The 17,503-nt window shown below is 63.6% G+C and carries 14 protein-coding genes; 4 read left to right on the top strand and 10 right to left on the bottom strand.

Going from position 1 to position 17,503, the window contains the following annotated elements; translation table 11 throughout:
* Nucleotides 1-33: 33 nt before the first annotated feature.
* Genes ACPWMG_RS12820 through ACPWMG_RS12810 form a run of 3 tightly spaced genes read right to left on the bottom strand, consistent with a single transcriptional unit; the run spans nt 34 to nt 3,029 of the window.
* Complete coding sequence (locus tag ACPWMG_RS12820; RefSeq protein WP_483305019.1) at nt 34-975, bottom strand: ABC transporter substrate-binding protein; 942 nt, start codon at nt 973-975, stop codon at nt 34-36.
* 57 nt (nt 976-1,032) lie between these two features.
* Complete coding sequence (locus ACPWMG_RS12815) at nt 1,033-2,196, bottom strand: acyl-CoA dehydrogenase family protein (RefSeq protein ID WP_483305018.1); 1,164 nt, start codon at nt 2,194-2,196, stop codon at nt 1,033-1,035.
* The gene (locus ACPWMG_RS12810) at nt 2,193-3,029 is read right to left on the bottom strand and encodes a class II aldolase/adducin family protein (protein WP_483305017.1); all 837 of its coding nucleotides are present in this window, start codon (nt 3,027-3,029) and stop codon (nt 2,193-2,195) included. Before ACPWMG_RS12810 ends, ACPWMG_RS12815 begins: the two co-directional genes overlap by 4 nt.
* Nucleotides 3,030-3,285: 256 nt before the next feature.
* On the opposite strand from ACPWMG_RS12810, the gene ACPWMG_RS12805 reads away from it, so the two are divergent.
* A complete protein-coding gene (locus ACPWMG_RS12805; protein WP_483305016.1) occupies nt 3,286-4,305 on the top strand; it encodes an ABC transporter substrate-binding protein in 1,020 nt (339 codons plus the stop codon).
* Between the two features lie 72 nt (nt 4,306-4,377).
* Here the strand turns inward: ACPWMG_RS12805 and ACPWMG_RS12800 are convergent, their stop codons facing one another.
* Nucleotides 4,378-5,721, bottom strand: a complete 1,344-nt coding sequence (locus tag ACPWMG_RS12800) for a dicarboxylate/amino acid:cation symporter (protein ID WP_483305015.1) — start codon at nt 5,719-5,721, stop codon at nt 4,378-4,380.
* A 169-nt stretch (nt 5,722-5,890) separates the two neighbouring features.
* Here ACPWMG_RS12800 and ACPWMG_RS12795 point away from each other — a divergent pair, with 169 nt between their 5' ends.
* Nucleotides 5,891-8,536 carry a hybrid sensor histidine kinase/response regulator gene (locus ACPWMG_RS12795; protein ID WP_483305014.1) on the top strand — a complete coding sequence of 882 codons (2,646 nt, stop codon included), beginning with the start codon at nt 5,891-5,893 and terminating at the stop codon, nt 8,534-8,536.
* 68 nt (nt 8,537-8,604) lie between these two features.
* Here ACPWMG_RS12795 and ACPWMG_RS12790 read toward each other — a convergent pair whose 3' ends face one another.
* The 6 genes from ACPWMG_RS12790 to ACPWMG_RS12765 form a co-directional block, all read right to left on the bottom strand.
* Nucleotides 8,605-9,261 carry a response regulator gene (locus ACPWMG_RS12790; protein WP_483305013.1) on the bottom strand — a complete coding sequence of 219 codons (657 nt, stop codon included), beginning with the start codon at nt 9,259-9,261 and terminating at the stop codon, nt 8,605-8,607.
* 287 nt (nt 9,262-9,548) lie between these two features.
* A complete protein-coding gene (locus ACPWMG_RS12785) occupies nt 9,549-10,679 on the bottom strand; it encodes an LLM class flavin-dependent oxidoreductase (RefSeq protein WP_483305012.1) in 1,131 nt (376 codons plus the stop codon).
* A 359-nt stretch (nt 10,680-11,038) separates the two neighbouring features.
* On the bottom strand, nt 11,039-12,208 hold the full coding sequence (locus tag ACPWMG_RS12780; protein WP_483305011.1) for a c-type cytochrome: 1,170 nt from the start codon (nt 12,206-12,208) through the stop codon (nt 11,039-11,041).
* Between the two features lie 24 nt (nt 12,209-12,232).
* Entirely contained in the window at nt 12,233-13,039 is an 807-nt protein-coding gene (locus tag ACPWMG_RS12775; protein ID WP_483305010.1) for an ABC transporter ATP-binding protein, read from the bottom strand.
* The gene (locus ACPWMG_RS12770; protein ID WP_483305009.1) at nt 13,033-14,121 is read right to left on the bottom strand and encodes an ABC transporter permease; all 1,089 of its coding nucleotides are present in this window, start codon (nt 14,119-14,121) and stop codon (nt 13,033-13,035) included. Before ACPWMG_RS12770 ends, ACPWMG_RS12775 begins: the two co-directional genes overlap by 7 nt.
* A 15-nt stretch (nt 14,122-14,136) precedes the next feature.
* A complete protein-coding gene (locus ACPWMG_RS12765) occupies nt 14,137-15,147 on the bottom strand; it encodes an ABC transporter substrate-binding protein (protein WP_483305008.1) in 1,011 nt (336 codons plus the stop codon).
* A gap of 131 nt (nt 15,148-15,278) precedes the next feature.
* On the opposite strand from ACPWMG_RS12765, the gene ACPWMG_RS12760 reads away from it, so the two are divergent.
* Both ACPWMG_RS12760 and ACPWMG_RS12755 read left to right on the top strand, forming a co-directional pair.
* Entirely contained in the window at nt 15,279-15,857 is a 579-nt protein-coding gene (locus ACPWMG_RS12760) for a cysteine dioxygenase family protein (protein WP_483305007.1), read from the top strand.
* A 25-nt stretch (nt 15,858-15,882) separates the two neighbouring features.
* On the top strand, nt 15,883-17,496 hold the full coding sequence (locus ACPWMG_RS12755) for a rhodanese-related sulfurtransferase (protein ID WP_483305006.1): 1,614 nt from the start codon (nt 15,883-15,885) through the stop codon (nt 17,494-17,496).
* The last annotated feature ends 7 nt before the right edge of the window (nt 17,497-17,503 follow it).

Here is a 17,503-nt window from a genome sequence, read left to right as displayed (position 1 = left end):
TCATCTCCCTTTTGAAATGCTAAGAAAGTGCGGTCAGAGTGCTGCGTCAAACGTGCCGCTCACGTCCAGGCGCTGGCGAATCAGGCCGGCGGCGAGGTAGAAGTCGGCCGTGTTTTGCTGGTCTTTCAGCACCTGCGCGTCGATGGGAATCCAGCGCGTGGCGCGGCGTTCAAACTGCAGCTTGGCGGCATCAGTGGGAATGCCGATGATGCGGGCCAGCGCCGCGCCAAACTCGGCAGAGTGTTGGTACGACCAGAGTTGCGCCCGCTCCACACGTTGCTGAAAGTCGCGTAGCACGGGGCGCTTGGCTTTCAGGGCGTCGTCGGTAGCGGCCAGAAAGCTCAAGCCCGTCATCAAGCCGCGCCCGTTCACCAACACACGTGCGTGGCCGCCGGTTTCGGCCAGTGCGGTGTAGGGCTCCCAGGTCGACCAGGCGTCGATGGAGCCTTGTGTCAACGCCAACTTGGCTTCGGGCGGAGGCAAGAAACGGAAGTCGGCATCACTCGCGCGCAAGCCTGCAGACTCAAGCGCCTTGAGCGCCACCAGGTGGCCCACCGAGCCTCGGTTGGTGCCAATGCGTTTGCTTTTGAGGTCGGCCGCCGTTTTCAACGTGGAGTCGAGGCGCACCAGCACCGCCGTGCCGTACGAATCTGAACGGTTGGCCGCAAAAGCTTTGACGCGGCTGCCTGCCGCCAGCGTGAACAGCAAGGGGCCATCGCCAATCGGGCCTAAATCGACGGCATTGGCGTTCAGCGCTTCGGCCAGCGGTGCGGCGGCGGGGAACTCGCTCCACTGGATGTCGTAAGGCAAATCCTTCAAGCCATCGGCGGCTTCGAGCAAGGCACGCAGGCCGCCTTTTTGGTCGCCAGCGCGCAGCACCGGGCGGGCCTGGGCTTGCACCCACGGGGCGGCAAGGATGGTTGTGGCAGCGGAGACAGTCGCGAGGGCTACCCGGTGAAACTGGCGTCTTAACATGTTGGGTTCAGCTTAAAAATGGATCGGTGAGATGACGGAACGGCGCCGAGCAGGCTTTTAAAGCCCCAACGCACGGCGGCCAGCGGTCACGTACACGCTGTCGTCTTGCGGCGTGTGCACGCGGCCACACAGGGCGTCGCGCAGGTGGCGCTCCAGCGGGTTGTGGCGCGACAAGCCGTGGTTGCTGCTGAGCGCCAACGCGGCTTGCACCACCTCCACCGCGTTTTGCGTGGTTTGCGCTTTGATCAAGCCGCTCTCGGCAGACGGTGGCAACCCACCGGCGTCAAGCGTTTGGCTCAGGCTCGCCAGCAAACGCTGGTTCACCAGCAGCAGGCCTTCAATGCGGCCCAAGGCTTCTTGGGCGCGCGGCAGGCTCGCCAACGGCGCGCCCAGGCTGGCCGGTTTGCGCTCTTGCAGAAACTTCACCAACCAGTCGCGCGCGGCGCGGGCCACCCCGCCGTAGAGAGATCCCAGCAGCAAGGCCATCTCGCCCTGCATGGCTTGAGCTGCTTGCTCGGCCGCCGGACCATGGGCCCACTCTTGCGGCAGGCGCAACTCCAGCGCGTGGTCTTCGGGCAGCGGCACATCGTCGAACAACACATCGTGGCTGCCACTGGCGCGCAGGCCCAGGTGATCCCAGGTCGGCACGATCTGCACACCCGGCGCGTCGCTGCGCACCACAAACGAGCCCACGCGCGGCGGCACCTCTTCGGTACGCGCCCACACCACCAGCCAGCGCAAAATCGGCGCGCCGGTGGAATAAACCTTGTGCCCGGTGATGCGCCAGCCGTCGGCCGTGCGGCGCGCCACCGTGGCGGGCAAGCCACCGCGTGCGGGCGAGCCAAGTTCAGGCTCCACACGCAACGCGTTCACCAACGAAACCTCGTTCACCGACTCCTGAACCAACTGCGCGGCCAGCGCATAGGGCCAGGCGGCCCCTTGGCGCCCCATGGCGCGGTGCTGCATGAACTGCATGGTCAACACCAGCGCGGTCGCCGGGCAGGCGCAACCAATCGCACCCACCACTTCACCCAACACACTGGCGGCTGCGCCCTGCCCGCCCAGGGCACGTGGCGCGGCCAAAGACAGCAACCCTGCCGCTTGCAACTCGGCAAAGTTGGCGTGCGGAAAGCTGCCGTCGCGGTCGTGCTCAACCGCACGCGTGGCAAACGTGGCGGCCAGCGTGCCAGCCACTTGGGCCGGTGAAAGCGCCGCGTTCACAGCAACACCTCGGGCTCGCGTTGCACCAACACGTCGGCCAAACTCTTGAACGAAAACACCGCACCACCGGCGCCGCCAATCTGCAAATGCGTGTGGCGTGCCACTTCAGGGCGAATGGGTTGCGGCGCACCGGCGGCTTCGGCCAGCAGTTGCGCTTTGCAGGTGTTCTCAAGTGCGATGTACCACCAGGCAGCGGCCTCCACACTCGGGCCTGCGGTCAAGATGCCGTGGTTCTGCAAGATCACCGCCTTTTGCTGGCCCAGCGCCTTGCCGATGCGGTAGCCCTCGTCGGTCTCCAACACCACGCCGGTGAAGTCGTCGAACAGCGCGTGGTCTTCGTAAAAAATGCAGGAGTCTTGCGACAACGGATCGAGCCTGCGGCCCAGAGCTGACCAGGCCTTGCCATAGGTCGAATGGGTATGTGCAGCGGCCACCACATCGGGCCGCACTTCATGCAATGCCGCGTGGATGGCAAACGCAGCCCGGTTCAACGGCCCCTGGCCGATGACGATCTCACCCTTGTGGTTCACTAGCAAAAGGTCGGACACCTTGATCTGCGAGAAGTGAATGCCCAGCGGGTTCACCCAGAAATGGTCGGTAAATTCCGGGTCACGCGCGGTGATGTGCCCGGCCAGGCCGTAGTCAAAACCCTGCTGAGCAAACAGCCGAAACGCGATGGCCAGCGTTTCTTGCCGATGGCGACGCTCTGCCGCATGCGAGGTGCGCGGCGCGGGCGCCTCAAACCAATCGTGGCGCTGCGGCGGCGTGTTCAGCGGGCGGTTCACGCTGCGGGCAAGTTGCTGGAGATCAGGCGGGGACAACACTGCGGACATGGGTGCGCTTTCTGTAGGGGAGTAAGAACGTGTTCTGGCAGCCCCGACTCTAGGGAGCCCCGTCGCGCCCGACAACGAAGAAAACCGCGTGAGGACATGCGGTTTCGGCATGAGGGCTTTGCGCCCTGCCATTACTGGGTCACCGGAGAAACATTTCCTGCATATCGATGCTCCGCTTTGGTCTTTGTCGCCAGGCAGCGCGGGCCCATGCTCACGAGCTTTTACTGCCCAATGGTTTGTTTGAAAGTCCGAGCCCATGACCCACGACCTGACCTCCCCACGCCGCCGCAGCCTGCTGCTGGGCGCCCTTTCCACCGTGGGCGCAACCGCCATCGGCGGCCCGGCATTCGCCGCCCCCGCCGCTGGCGCGCCCGACCTGTCCAAGGTCACGCTGCGCATCGCCACCTACAAGGGTTTGTGGCGCCCGCTCATCACCGCCGCAGGTCTGGCGCAAACGCCTTACCGCATCGAATGGCACGAACTCAACAACGGTGTGCTGCACATCGAAGCCATCAACGGCGATGCACTCGACGTGGGCTCGGGCAGCGAGATTCCGGCGCTGTTTGCCGCGCGGCAAAAGGCGCAGGTGAAATTCATCGCCGTGGTGCGAGAAGACCTGAACAACCAGGTGACGCTGGCGCGCAAAGACGCGCCGATCCAGTCGATTGCCGACCTCAAAGGCAAACGCGTGGGCTATGTGCGCGCCACCACCGCGCATTACTTCTTGAGCAAGCAATTGGCCGAGGCTGGTTTGTCGTTCAGCGACATCAATGCCATCAACCTCACGCCGGCCGATGGTCTCTCGGCCTTTGACCGTGGCGACCTCGACGCCTGGGCCATCTACGGCTACAACGGCCAGTTGGCCCGCCAGCGTTTTGGGGCACGTGTCATCAAAACCGGGCTGGGTTACTTGTCGGGCAACTTCCCGGTGTATGCCAACCCCAAGTCGGTGGCCGATCCGCTGAAACATGCGGCCATCAGCGACTACCTGCAGCGCCTGCGCCGCGCCTACCTGTGGTCGAACACCAACTACCTGGACTACGCGCGGGCCCAAGCGGCCGAAACACGCGTGGCCGTGGGCGACCTGGTGGAGCTGTGGAACAACCGCAGCACCGACTTCGACCTGCGCCCGGTGACAGACAACGTGGTCAAAGGCCACCAGGCCGTGGCCGACACCTTCTTGCAACTCGGTGTGCTGGACGGCCCGGCGCAAGTGGCACCGCTGTGGGATCGCAGCTTTGCGTCTGCCCTTCAAGCCGGGCCTGCCGCAGTTTGAAGCAGCGCAAATGAAAAAGAGGCTCCGTGTGGAGCCTCTTTTCAACACCCCATCAAGGGGCAGAAACCAAGTTTACTTGCCGACAGGCACTGCTGTCGACAGCGGCAGGTCATCGATGTCCACACTCGTAGGGCCACCGTCCAACGCCAGTTTGAGCTTGTCGCGGTCCAGCGCGTTTTCCCAGCGCGACACCACCACAGTGGCCACGGCGTTGCCCATGAAGTTGGTCAACGAGCGGCATTCGCTCATGAAGCGGTCCACACCCAAAATCAGCGCCATGCCGGCCACCGGTACTTCAGGCACCACGGCCAAGGTGGCGGCCAGAGTGATGAAGCCCGCGCCGGTCACGCCGGCTGCGCCCTTGGAGCTCAGCATGGCGACCAACAGCAAAGCAACCTGGTGGCCCAGCGTCAAATGGGTGTCGGTGGCCTGCGCGATGAACAGCGCCGCCAGGGTCATGTAGATGTTGGTGCCATCCAGGTTGAACGAGTAACCCGTGGGCACCACCAGCCCCACCACCGACTTGCTGCAACCGGCTTTTTCCATCTTTTCCATCAGCGACGGCAAAGCGGATTCAGAAGACGACGTGCCCAGCACCAGCAACAGTTCAGCTTTCAGGTAACGGATCAGCTTGAACACCGAGAACCCGCAAGCACGCGCCACGGCGCCCAAAATCACCAGCACAAAGAGCAGCGAGGTGATGTAGAACGTGGCCACCAAACCCGCTAGGTTCACCAGCGAACCCAGGCCGAACTTGCCGATGGTGAACGCCATGGCGCCAAAAGCACCAATCGGCGCGGCCTTCATCACGATGTGCACCAGCTTGAAGACCGGCTTTGTGAGCGATTCCAGGAAATTGAGCACCGGCTTGCCCGCATCGCCCACCATGGCAAGCGACACACCAAACAACACGGCCACCAACAGCACCTGCAGAATGTTGTCGCCCACAAACGGGCTGATCAGCGTCTTGGGAATGATGTCCATGACGAAGCCCACCAAGGTCATTTCGTGCGACTTGGCGACATAGGAGGTCACTTCCTTCTGATCCAGATCCGCCGGGTTGATGTGCATGCCCGTGCCAGGCTGCAACACATTGGCGACCACCAGGCCCACCACCAGCGCCAGGGTCGAGAAGAACAAAAAGTAAGCCATGGCTTTGGCAAACACCCGGCCCACGGTGCTCAGGTGGGTCATGCTGGCAATGCCGGTGACGATGGTCAGGAAAATCACCGGCGCGATGATCATCTTCACCAGCTTGATGAAGGCGTCGCCCAGCGGCTTGAATTCAGCCGCAAACTTCGGCTCGAAATGGCCCAGCAGCACCCCCAGAATGATGGCCAGCACCACTTGAAAGTAGAGCTGCCGGTAAAACGGTAAGCGCACGGGCGCGGCGGTTGGGGTGGGGATGGCAAGCATGGTTTGGCTCCTGGTCATTCGAGTGATCTGGGCACGCAGGCGCGCCCGGCCCAGTTTGTAACGCCTGGCGGCCGGTTCGCCCATAACCTATTGGTATTAAGTAGAAGTGCGTAGACCGGTTTTGCCCCCGGCACACACTGAAATCCGGGCTTGCCGCGATACTCCGGGCATGCATTTCCAACGCTTCCCACGCACCTTGCTGATCACGCTGATCATCGTTGGCGGCCTGGTGGTGTCGGTATTGGGCACCTACCGCTTTGCCAAAGACCGGGCGCTGGCCGAAGAAGGCGACAACGTACGCGGCCAGTTGCGACTGTATGCACAAGCCTTGCAGCAGCGCATAGACCGCTACCGCACCCTGCCCCAGGTGCTGGCGCTGGATGTGGAGCTGCGCGACGCCGTGTCGCGCCCGCTGTCGCCGGCCGACGTGGCGCGGCTCAACCTGAAGCTGGAGCGCGCCAACGGCGCCAGCCTGTCGTCCACCCTCACCCTCATCGACCACCAGGGCACGGCCTTGGCTGCCAGCAATTGGCGCGACCCGCGCAGCAATGTGGGCGTGGACTACAGCTTTCGCCCCTATGTGCAGCAGGCCTTGGCCAGCGGCAAAGGCCAGTTTTACGGCATTGGGCTGACCACCGGCGAGCCAGGCTACTTTCTTTCGCAGGCCATGCTGGACAGCAGCGGTACGGTACGCGGCATCGTGGTGATCAAGATCGCCCTGGCCGAGTTGGAGCGCGAATGGCTGCAAACGCCAGACATCGTTTTCGCCTCCGATGCGCACGGCGTGGTGTTTCTGGCCAGCCGCCCCGAATGGCGCTACCGCCTGCTTGCACCACTCAGCCCGCAAGACCAGCAAGAGCTGATGACCACCCGGCAATACGCCGACCAGCAATTGCAGGCACTGCACTACACCACGCAGGAAACGCTGACGGACGACAGCAGCATCGTGCGCGTGCAGCAGCCCCCCGAGCGCGGTGAATTGCTTTGGCAAACCCTGCAGGCGCCAGAGCCTGAATGGCGCCTGCACCTGCTGCACGACACCCACGCCAGCACCGTCGCCGGCCGCGCGGCGGCCATTGCGGCGGCCGCCATCTGGTTGGCGTTGTCGTTGCTGGTGCTGTTCATCCAACAGCGGCGCCGCCTGTGGGCCTTGCGCCTGCGCAGCCGCCAGGAGCTGGAGGCGGTGCTGCAGCACCACGCGCAAGAGCTGCGCTCGGCGCAAGACGGCATTGTGCTGGCCGCCAAAAAGGCCGACACCGGCCTGAGCCGCAGCCTGGAGCACCTGCCCCAAGGCGTGGTGGTGATCGACAGCCATCTGCAACTGGTGGCTTGGAATTCGCGCTACGTGGAGTTGTTTCGCTTTCCGGCCGGGCTGCTGAAAATCGGCCAGCCGATTGAAGACCTGTTTCGCTACAACGCGCGTCGCGGGCTGCTCGGCCCCGGCCCGATCGAAGAAGCCATCCAGCGCCGCTTGAACCATTTGCGCAGCGGCAAACCGCATTTGCGAGAGAGTGAAAAAGACGACGGCACGGTGTTGGAGATTCGCGGCAACCCGCTGCCCGAGGGCGGCTTCGTCACCAGCTACGCCGACATCACCAGCTACAAAAACACCGCGCGCGAACTGCGTTCGCTGGCCGACGCACTGGAACACCGCATCGACGAACGCACCCACGACCTGGCCCAAGCCAAGCGTGAGGCCGAGAACGCCAACCGCTACAAAACCCGATTCGTGGCGGCGGCGGTGCACGACCTGCTGCAGCCGCTGAACGCGGCGCGCATGTTTCTATCCGCGCTGCGCGGCCACGTGCACGACGAGGCCGGCCAGCAACTCTCAAACCACGTGGAAAGCGCGCTGATGGCGCAAGACGGCATTCTCAACAGCCTGCTCGACATTGCCCGTATGGAAGCCGGCCAACTGCAGGTGCGTGTGCGCGACTTTGCACTGGCCCCGCTGCTGGATGCGCTGGTGCGCGAGTTCGGCATCTTGGCAGAGAGCCACGGTCTGCAACTGCGCGGCGTGCCCACGCACTACATCGTGCGCACCGATGAGGCGCTGCTGCGCCGCATCCTGCAAAACTTCTTGTCGAACGCCGTACGCTACACGCGCCAAGGCCGCATCCTGATCGGCTGCCGCTTCGATGGCGACCACTTGCGCATCGAGGTGCACGACCAGGGCCCAGGCATTCCTGAGAGCCTGCAAGGCGAGATCTTTGAAGAGTTTCGCCGCCTGGACGAAGGCCAGGGCGACGACCGGGGCGCAGGGCTGGGCCTGGCCATTGTGGAGCGCATTGGCCGTGTGCTCGACCACCGCATCGGCCTGCGCTCACAGTTGGGTCGGGGCAGCGTGTTCTGGGTGCGTGTGCCGCTGGGCGACGCGGTGGCCAGCCAAACCGCGCCTCCGCCGCCAATCGCGCCAGAGGCACTCGACGACTCCCCCCTGCGCGGCCGCCGCTGCTGGTGCATAGACGACGACCCGCGCGCCTGCGACGCCATGCGCGCTTTGCTGCAACGCTGGGACTGCGACGTGGCCTTTGCCGGTGGCCCGCAAGAGGCTTTGCAGGCAATCGATGGAGAAGCAATAGTGCCGCAACTTGTGCTGTTGGACGTGCGCATGGGCAACGTCTATGGCCCGCATCTCTATGCCCGGCTGTGCCAAATTTGGGGCAGCGAGCCGCCAGTCATTCTTCTGACCGCCGAGCGCGATGAAGCCCTGCGGCAAGAAGCCAGCGAACACGGTTGGGGCCTGCTGGCCAAGCCGGTGCGCCCGCCCGCGCTGCGTGCGTTGATGAGCCAGATGTTGCTGCGCCACCAATAAGAACGTGTTGACGATCTCCGAGGGGCCGCGCAGGAGATCGTAAACACGTTCTTTGCAGCGCAAGAGACTCAGTTGCCGCCGCTTTCCGGCTCCAGGCCCTTCACCAGCACAGCAGCTTGGGTGCGGCTGTAGCACTCCAGCTTCTTCAGGATGGCTGTGATGTGCACCTTCACGGTGTTTTCCGCCAGGCCCAGTTCGTGCGCGATCTGCTTGTTCAGCAGGCCATCGGCCAGGCACAACAACACGCGAAACTGCTGCGGCGTAAGTTGCGCCAAGCGTGCGGCCAACTGCGCGTCGGCCTCGGAGCGCTCAGCCGCCATCGGCTGGAACCAGTTGCCGCCATCGAGCACGGTGCGGATCGCTTCGCCCATGGTGTCAGCCGGTGCCGATTTCGGAATGAACCCCGCCGCACCAAACTGCTGCGCACGCCGCACCACGCGTGGGTGTTCGTTAGAAGAGATCACCACCACCGGGATATCGGGGTACTCGCCACGCACGTGCAGCAGCGACGAGAAACCGTGCGCGCCCGGCATCGCCAAGTCCAGCAACACCAGCTCGATATCCGCGTGCTCTTGCAGCGCCGCGCGCAGCGTGGCGGCGCTGGCGGCCTCCCACACCTGCAGCGATGGCAGCGACTCGCGCAGCACGTGGATCACCGCTGCGCGAAACAGCGGGTGGTCGTCTGCCACCAGCAGCGTGGTCACCGGAGCAGAGAGTTCAGACATGCGTGGATAGAGGCGACGTGGGCGCGGTAAAGAGGTTGCCCGTATTTTGCCAGCAGCGCATCTTTCAAACGCCCATAAAAAATGCCGACAGATTCCAGTGATGTGAATCACTGGGCTCTGCCGGCACAAAGAGCGCGTCACCTTTTCCCCCAAGAACCCGTTCAAAGGTTATGGGTGACGCACCGCCTGGGCATCCCCAATCTGCCCGTTATCGTTCCCCTTTTTCTCTCTCTTCCTCTATCCATCAAGACTCCCCAGTCTTGATTTCCCCAACTTTTAAAAACTGTTCAAGCCGCCTTGCGCTCCAGCGGCTGCACATGCACATCCTGGGCTTGCGCGGCCACTTTGGCGTCCAATGCGGCCACCTTGGCGCGCACCAGCGGCAGCAGTTCGCGGCCGTATTCAATAGCGTCGACCAGCGGGTCAAAGCCACGGATCAAGAAGGTGGTGATGCCCAGCTTGTAGTACTCCAGCAGCGCATCGGCCACTTGCTCGGGCGTGCCCACCAGCGATGTGGAGTTGGAGCGCCCGCCAATTTCTCGCGCAATCGCCGTCCACAAACGTTCGTCCACGCGGTCGCCCTTGGCGGCATCGGCCAGCAGGCGTTGTGCGCCTTCGCTTTGCTGTGGCCCGGCACCGCGCGCAAAACCTTGCTGTGTGCGCAAGCGACGTGTGTCTTGCAAAATTTGATCGGCACGGGCCCAGGCCTCGTCTTCGGTCTTGCCCAAGATGGGGCGAAACGAAATGCTGAAGTTCAGCTCGCGGCCATGCTCTGCGGCCTCGGCCCGCACGCGACGCACCAGGTCGCCCGCTTGCGCCAACGACTCGCCCCATAGCGCGTACACGTCAGCGTGTTTACCGGCCACCTTCAGAGCCGGTGCCGAAGCACCGCCAAAGAAGATTGGCACACGGTTGCCGTTCACGGGCTTGATCTCGCTCCATGCGCCCTTGGCACGGTAGTAGGTGCCGTCGTAGTCAAACGGTTTGCTTTCGCCCCACACGCGGCGCAGCACTTGCAGGTATTCGTCGGTGCGGGCGTAACGTTCATCGTGGCCCAAGTAGTCGCCGTCGCGCTGCTGGTCTTCGTCCGAGCCACCCGAGATGTAGTGCACGGCCACACGGCCGCCGGTGTAGTGGTCGAGTGTCGCCAGTTGGCGCGCGGCCAAGGTGGGCGACACAAAGCCGGGGCGGTGGGCCAGCAGGAAGTGCACCCGTTGCGTGGCGGCAGCGGCATAAGCCACCGTCAACAACGGGTCGGGGCTGGTGGAGCTGGCCGGCACCAACACGCGGTCAAACCCAGCGTGTTCATGCGCCTGCGCAAACGCCCGCACGTAGGCCGGGTTGAGGGCCGGGCCTTTGGGTGCAATGGTTTCTGAAACCTCTTGCGGCTGGATCATGCCGATGAACTGGACTGCCATGTGAGAAAACTCCTGCAAGGTGAAATGTTGTCAATGCCTAGTGTTCTGAGTTGGAAGTGCGCTGAAAAATGAAAGTGGTTCAGATAGCCGCCAGGCAAGGCGCAAAGCACAGACATGCCTCTTGGCATGGCGCGCATTTGCAACGCCGCATGGCGGTTATCTGAGCCGCTTTCTTCAGCGAACTTCTAACTCAGGACACTGAATCATCTAGCCCTGTGATGAACTTTCCAACGAAGGAAAACGTGTTTGGGCATGCGGTTTTTGACGATAGCGGTGAGGGTAAAAATTCTTAAGCAAAATGGACCACCCACGCACTCTGCATCTGCGTAAGCAGCTCTGAAATTCATAGTGAATTCATTTCAATGCGGAAAGCCACCACGCAGCAAGCGCACAGGCTCTGCGTCCATGCGGCGCACCAAGGCATCCAGCCCTTCGCCGGGCGCGGCGTTGGCTTTGTGGGTGACGGGCGCGCTCACACCAGAGCGGCACACCAAGTCATCTTCCGACCACGCAGGCGCCCCCGGCAAGCCACGCGCACGCAGCCACCCCGCGCGATCCACAATCATTTGGTAGCCCGGCAACTCCGCCTGGGGTACGCCCAGCACCAAGGCCAAGGCGGTCATGGCGGCGGGGCCGTCTGTCAAACACTCGGGGTCGTCGCCCGCGTCTTGTGGACGCGCGGTGACCACCACGTCAACCAGACGCGGGTCTTGTTCGGGCAGGCCCGCAGCGGTAGGTAGCACCACACGGATGCGCTGGCCCAGCAAGTCACGCGTGGTGCTGTCTATGGTGGAATCGCGACGGCAACGCACCGCCAAGGCGGGCAAGCGAATCGGCCGCTCCCACGCACCGCTCTCGCGCAGCATTTGACCGGCAGCATGGGCTTGCATGTAGTCCAAGACGTCCCACACCTCTTGGTCGCTTAGCGCATGGCCAAAACCCGGCATGGTCAACACACCGCCACGGCCTTGCATGCCTTCGCGCACGCGCCAAAACAACTCGCCGTCAAGGCGCTTCCACAACAGAGCACCGTTCAGTGATGGTGGCCACATCGGCAAGCTGGCCGCGTCTGGCCCTTCGCCCCGGCCGTCGGCGCCGTGGCAGCGAATGCATTGCTGCTGGTACACCGCCTGGCCACGCACAATGCCTTGCGCGGTAAAGCCGCTGGGCGATTGGTGCAGGCTGGTGGGCACGGCGGCGGTCAACATGAGGTTTGCATCGGGCCAGGGCGTCAACACCAGCACCGCCACAGCCAGCAGCCACAGCCGCTCGCGGGCGCGTCGCCAAAAGAATGACCAGATGACCAGGCCAGCGGCAAACACGCTCGCGCCCAGTGCCGTGAGCATACGCCGCGCGTGGCCAGCATCGACCACCAGCATCTCCGCCGATAGGCGATGCGAAAACGGCCACGCAGGCTGGCCATGCACGTCGGGCGCCAAGCCCACCCACGACAACACGGTACGCAGACCTTGTTGCGCGGCCTGCAGGCCTTCCAGCAGGCCGTTGACTATCTCGGGAGACACTGCCACCTAGTTCGCCATAAGAAAAGTTGCTTACCAGCTCGCATCCAGGCCCAGCAACGCCAGCGCCCGATGGCGCAGTGCAGCCAATTTGGGGTCGCCACGGTGGCGTGGGTATGGCAGGTCGTTCACCAGCACTTCGGCAATGCGCGCAGGCCGGGCGGAGAAAACCACCACGCGTTGCGCCATGAACAGCGCCTCTTCCACGTCGTGGGTGACCAGCAGCGCCGAGAAGCCGGTGCGTTGCCACAACTCGACCAGTTCGGTCTGCATGGTCAACCGCGTCAGCGAGTCGAGCTTACCCAAAGGTTCGTCCAGCACCAGCAGGCTGGGGTCGTTGACCAAAGCCCGCGCCAACGCCACGCGCTGCGCCATGCCGCCCGACAACTGGTGCGGAAAAGCCTTGGCAAACGACGCCAGCCCCACCAACTCCAGCGCTTGCTCCACACGATGGCGCTGCTCCTTCAGCACGCCGCGCGCTTGCAGACCCAGCGCCACGTTGTCCCATACCGTGCGCCACGGGAACAGCGTGGGATCTTGAAACACCACAATGCGCGACGGGTCGGGCTGGGTGATGAGTTTGCCGTCTTGCAGCAAGCTGCCCGTGGTGGCAGGCTCCAACCCCGCCACCAGGCGCAACAAGGTGCTTTTGCCGCAGCCGCTGGGGCCGAGCAAGGCCACGAATTCGCCCGGGGCAATTGACAAGTCCAACTCGTCGATCACGTGCAAGGCGCCACCCGGCAAGTCGAACCAATGGCTCACATTGCGCACATCGATCCGTGAGCCTTTCACGCTGCCTTGCACTGCTGCAGGCGCCTCTTTCTCGACCACGCTCACCATTTCACAACCCCCTTCTGCCACGACAACACCCGGTCTCGCAGCACAAACAACAGGGTGATCACACCCGAGAACAGCAGCGCCATGATGATCAAAGCGGCATACATGTTGGGGTAAGCCGCCCAGCCTTGCGCCCAGGTGAGGTACCAGCCCAAACCAGATTTGACCCCCAGCATTTCGGCCACCACCAGCGTAGAAAACGCCGCGCCCAGGCCCATGAACAAGCCCACAAACACCTGCGGCAAGGCCGCCGGAATGGCCACCCGCAGCACCAGGAACCACTGCGAGGCGCCCAGCGTGCGGGCCACGTCGTAGTAGTTTTTATGCACGTTCGCCACACCCGACCAGGTGAGCACCGCCACCGGAAAAGCCATGCCCAGCGCAATCAAGAAAATGGCGGTAGACCAGCTCGACGGAAAGAAGTAGAAGCTGATGGGCAGTAGCGCCGTGGTGGGCACCGGGCCCAGAATGCGCAGCACCGGGTGAATCCAGTAGCTGGCCTGACGCGACCAGCCGATCAACACACCAATGACGAAGCCCACGCTGGCGCCGATGGAAATGCCCACGACCAGCAAGCGCAGTGAGTTGCCGGCGCTTTCGGCCAGGCGTGCGTAGTCGGTCGCGTACACCTCCACCAAACTCTGCGGCGGTGCAAAAAACGGCGGTGGCAGCGTGCCGAGTTTGGCGGTGAACACCTGCCAAAGCGAGAAGCCCACCGCAAGCGCCACCAGCCAAGGGCCCAACGGGCGCACCCGCTGCGTGGCTGCGTGCCATGGCGTGAGCACCGGGGCCAACACCAGCGCAAACAGCAGCACGGCCACCGCGAAGCCAATCCAGGCAAACTCTTCGGTGTAAGTCCACTCGTTGAAGCCTGCGGGCTTGTTGGGCCACAGGTAAGTCAACGCGCCGAGCAAGGCCCAGGCGATGCTGGCAAGCAGGCCGATGCTCCAGAATTTGGCGGGCGCCACGGCCAGCAGCGGACGCGTGGGCGCCTGCGTTCTGGCGCGTGGCGGCACCACGCCTGAAGGTGTGTTCTGCACCACGCCCGAAGGCGCGGGCAGGATGTTGTCGGCAACGATGCTCATGCAAGGCTCCTGGTTTTAGGCCAACACGTCTGCGTAGACGTGCGCTGCAAACTTGGCCGGGTCGGTGCTGGGCTTCAACACATTCACCAATTTGAAGTCGCGTGCGTAAAACTCGATCTCTTGGCGCAATGCCGTGCCCACGGGGTGGCTGCGGTGCGTCAAAGTGCCCAGCACGGCGCGCAGGTCTTCTTGCGAAGCTTTGGAGTACGGGGCGAAGATCTTGGCGGTTTCGTTCGGGTTGTCGGCCACGAAGTCAGAGGCTTCGATCAACGCGCGCGTCAACGCGGCGGCGGTGGGCCGGTCGTTGCGCACCATGTTGCCGCTCACGCCCAACACGCAGCAAGTTTTGGCGGCGTATTCGCCTGAGAGGTTGCTCGCCAAATCGACCAGGCCCTTGGTGCGGCGCTGGATCAGGAACAGGTTCGGGTCGCCATCGGCGATCGCGTGGGCCTCGCCCTTCTCTACCGCCAGGCCCAGCATGTCGCCAGGGAACTGGCGCCAGGTCACGTCTTTTTCGGGGTTCAGGCCAGCCTTGGTCAGCAGCACCGCGAAGAAGTTTTTGCCGGGGCTGTTGAGATCGGACACGGCAATGGTCTTGCCCTTGAGCTTTTGAATGTCGGTCACCCCCGCGGCCGCATAACCCACCAGGCGCGAGCAGCCGCCGTGTGAACTGCCCACCAACTTCACGTCAAAACCCGACTCCAGCGGTTTGATCCAGCGGTGCACCATGCCCACACCGGCATCTGCCTTGGAGGTAGCGATGGCTTCCAACAACTGGTCGGTAGAGCCGGCAAAGTTGACCAGATCTACCTTCAGTCCATGCTTTTCAAAGATGCCCCGCTCTTGTGCGACGGGGGCCGCAGACAAGCAAATGGCGTTGGCGTTCCAGGCCAATTTCACCTCGCGCAGTGGCCCAGCCGCAAAGGCCGAACGGCCGATTACGCTGGCGCCTGCCACGGTGCTGGCAGCCCCAGCAGCTTGCAGCCATTGGCGACGCGACCAGTTTGCGAGTTTGTTCTGTTCCATGCGGTCATCCCTTCGGTTTAAATTGCTATGCATTGCAATCAAAAATGCAAAACTTGGGAAAGAAGGATTTCAGGTATGCATATGCAAAAGCGTCAGCACAGCGCGGGGCAATCACTGGTTCAATCCACACCATGACAACATTGCTAGACATTCCACGTCTGAACGACTTCGTGCAGCGCTTTGGCGCCCTGCTCGACAGCGCTCCCGATGAAGCCCGCGTGGTGGCCGAGGGCGGCGCGCTGCTGCAGGCGCTGGTGAAAAATGACGACTGGCTGCCCGCCAGCCATGCCCAACCCGATGCCGCCCGCTACAGCCAATATCTGCTGCATGCCGATGCGCGTGAGCGCTTCTCGGTGGTGAGTTTTGTGTGGGGCCCGGGCCAGGCCACGCCCATCCACAACCACACCGTGTGGGGGCTGATTGGCATGCTGCGCGGCGCCGAGGTGTCACAACCCTATGCGTTGAGCACAGACGGGCAATGGCAGGCCGACGGCAACGCCATCACGCTGCACCCCGGTGACGTGGAAGCCGTGTCACCGCGCTTGGGCGACGTGCACCGTGTCCACAACGCGCTGGCCGAGCAAACCTCCATCAGCATCCACGTGTACGGTGCCGACATTGGCAAGGTGAAACGCGAGGTGTTTTTCCCCGATGGCTCCAGCAAACTGTTCATTTCTGGCTATAGCGAACCGGCTCTAGCTACAGCTTAATCCCCGACTGCTTTTCACTCCCAACATGCCTCAAGCCATTCCATTCAAGACCACGGCCGACGTCCGCCAAGCCCTGCTGGCCCAACAAGAAATTGCGCTGATCGACGTCCGCGAAGAAGACCCCTTCGCACAAGCCCACCCGCTGTTCGCCGCCAACTTCCCCGCCAGCCGGCTGGAACTGGACGCTTGGCGTCGCATCCCACGCCGCAACACCGCTATCGTGGTGTATGACAACGGTGAAGGCCTGGCCGCTCCAGCGGCAGCCACGCTGCAGCAACTCGGCTACACCGATGTGGCCTTGCTGCAAGGCGGCTTGCAAGGTTGGCGCGATGCGGGCGGCGAAATCTTCATCGACGTGAACGTGCCCAGCAAAGCCTTTGGCGAACTGGTGGAAGCCAAACGCCACACACCCTCGCTCGCCGCCGAAGAAGTACAAGCGCTGCTGGACGCCAAGGCCGATGTGGTGGTGCTGGACGCGCGTCGTTTCGACGAATACCAGACCATGAGCATCCCCACCGCCACCAGCGTGCCGGGTGCCGAATTGGTGCTGCGCGCTCGCGCGCTGGCGCCCAACCCGGCCACACAAATCATTGTCAACTGCGCGGGCCGCACGCGCAGCATCATCGGCACGCAGTCGCTGGTGAACGCAGGTGTGCCCAACCCCGTGGCGGCCCTGCGCAACGGCACCATTGGCTGGCTGCTGGCTAGCCAAAAACTCGACAAAGGCGCGAGCCGCCAAGGCGCCGAAGTGGCACCCTTGGAAGATGCACAACGTGCTCAAGCCGCCGACAAAGCCCGCAGCGTGGCCGACCGCGCCGGTGTGCGCCGCGCCAAAACCGCCGACCTGGCACAGTGGCGCAGCGCCGCCGACCTGGCCAGCCGCACCACCTACTTCTTCGACGTACGAACCCCCGAAGAATTTGCTGGCGGCCACCTGCCCGGCTTTGCCAGCGCGCCCGGCGGCCAACTGGTGCAAGAGACCGACCACTCCGCCCCCGTGCGTGGCGCCCGCCTGGTGCTGGCCGACACCGACGGCGTGCGTGCCAACATGACGGCCTCGTGGCTGGCCCAATTGGGCTGGGAGGTCTGGGTGCTGGACGATGCGCCTGCAGCCAGCTTCACGGCCACGCCACAACCCGCCAGCTACCCCGAGCCACGCGGCCCATTCCAAAACGTCAGCGCGCCCGAGTTGGCCACCTGGCTGGCAAACGAGCCGGTTGGCGACACCGCCGTGCTCGACTTCACCACCAGCGCCAACTACGTGCAGCGCCACATCCCCGGCGCCTGGTTTGTGCTGCGCTCGCAACTGGCCCAGGGGCTGAAAGAGATTCCCAAGGCCAAGCGTTATGTGGTCACCTGCGGCAGCAGCCTGTTGGCCCGCTACGCGGTGCAAGACATCGCTGAACAAACTGGCGCAGAGGTGTGGGTCTTAGACGGCGGCACCCAAGCCTGGATCGCCCAAGGCCACCCGCTGGAACATGGCGAAACCCGCCTGGCCGCCCCCCGCATCGACCGCTACCGTCGCCCCTATGAAGGCACGGAGAGCCCACGCGAAGCCATGCAGGCCTACCTGGATTGGGAGTTCGGCCTGGTCGACCAACTGGCGCGCGACGGCACGCACGGGTTCAAGGTGTTGTAAGCCACCG

This window comes from Hydrophilobacter chitinilyticus (assembly GCF_049860745.1).
In the GTDB taxonomy this organism is placed as follows: Bacteria; Pseudomonadota; Gammaproteobacteria; order Burkholderiales; family Burkholderiaceae_C; genus Rhodoferax_B.
This window is presented reverse-complemented; position numbering and strand designations above follow the sequence as displayed.

Excerpts from the sequence above, each read along its gene's own strand:
- ACPWMG_RS12820 (WP_483305019.1), bottom strand. The coding sequence starts at position 975 with ATGTTAAGACGCCAGTTTCACCGGGTAGCCCTCGCGACTGTCTCCGCT.
- ACPWMG_RS12810 (WP_483305017.1), bottom strand. The coding sequence starts at position 3,029 with ATGTCCGCAGTGTTGTCCCCGCCTGATCTCCAGCAACTTGCCCGCAGC.
- ACPWMG_RS12805 (WP_483305016.1), top strand. The coding sequence starts at position 3,286 with ATGACCCACGACCTGACCTCCCCACGCCGCCGCAGCCTGCTGCTGGGC.
- ACPWMG_RS12800 (WP_483305015.1), bottom strand. The coding sequence starts at position 5,721 with ATGCTTGCCATCCCCACCCCAACCGCCGCGCCCGTGCGCTTACCGTTT.
- ACPWMG_RS12795 (WP_483305014.1), top strand. The coding sequence starts at position 5,891 with ATGCATTTCCAACGCTTCCCACGCACCTTGCTGATCACGCTGATCATC.
- ACPWMG_RS12790 (WP_483305013.1), bottom strand. The coding sequence starts at position 9,261 with ATGTCTGAACTCTCTGCTCCGGTGACCACGCTGCTGGTGGCAGACGAC.
- ACPWMG_RS12785 (WP_483305012.1), bottom strand. The coding sequence starts at position 10,679 with ATGGCAGTCCAGTTCATCGGCATGATCCAGCCGCAAGAGGTTTCAGAA.
- ACPWMG_RS12775 (WP_483305010.1), bottom strand. The coding sequence starts at position 13,039 with ATGGTGAGCGTGGTCGAGAAAGAGGCGCCTGCAGCAGTGCAAGGCAGC.
- ACPWMG_RS12770 (WP_483305009.1), bottom strand. The coding sequence starts at position 14,121 with ATGAGCATCGTTGCCGACAACATCCTGCCCGCGCCTTCGGGCGTGGTG.
- ACPWMG_RS12765 (WP_483305008.1), bottom strand. The coding sequence starts at position 15,147 with ATGGAACAGAACAAACTCGCAAACTGGTCGCGTCGCCAATGGCTGCAA.
- ACPWMG_RS12760 (WP_483305007.1), top strand. The coding sequence starts at position 15,279 with ATGACAACATTGCTAGACATTCCACGTCTGAACGACTTCGTGCAGCGC.
- ACPWMG_RS12755 (WP_483305006.1), top strand. The coding sequence starts at position 15,883 with ATGCCTCAAGCCATTCCATTCAAGACCACGGCCGACGTCCGCCAAGCC.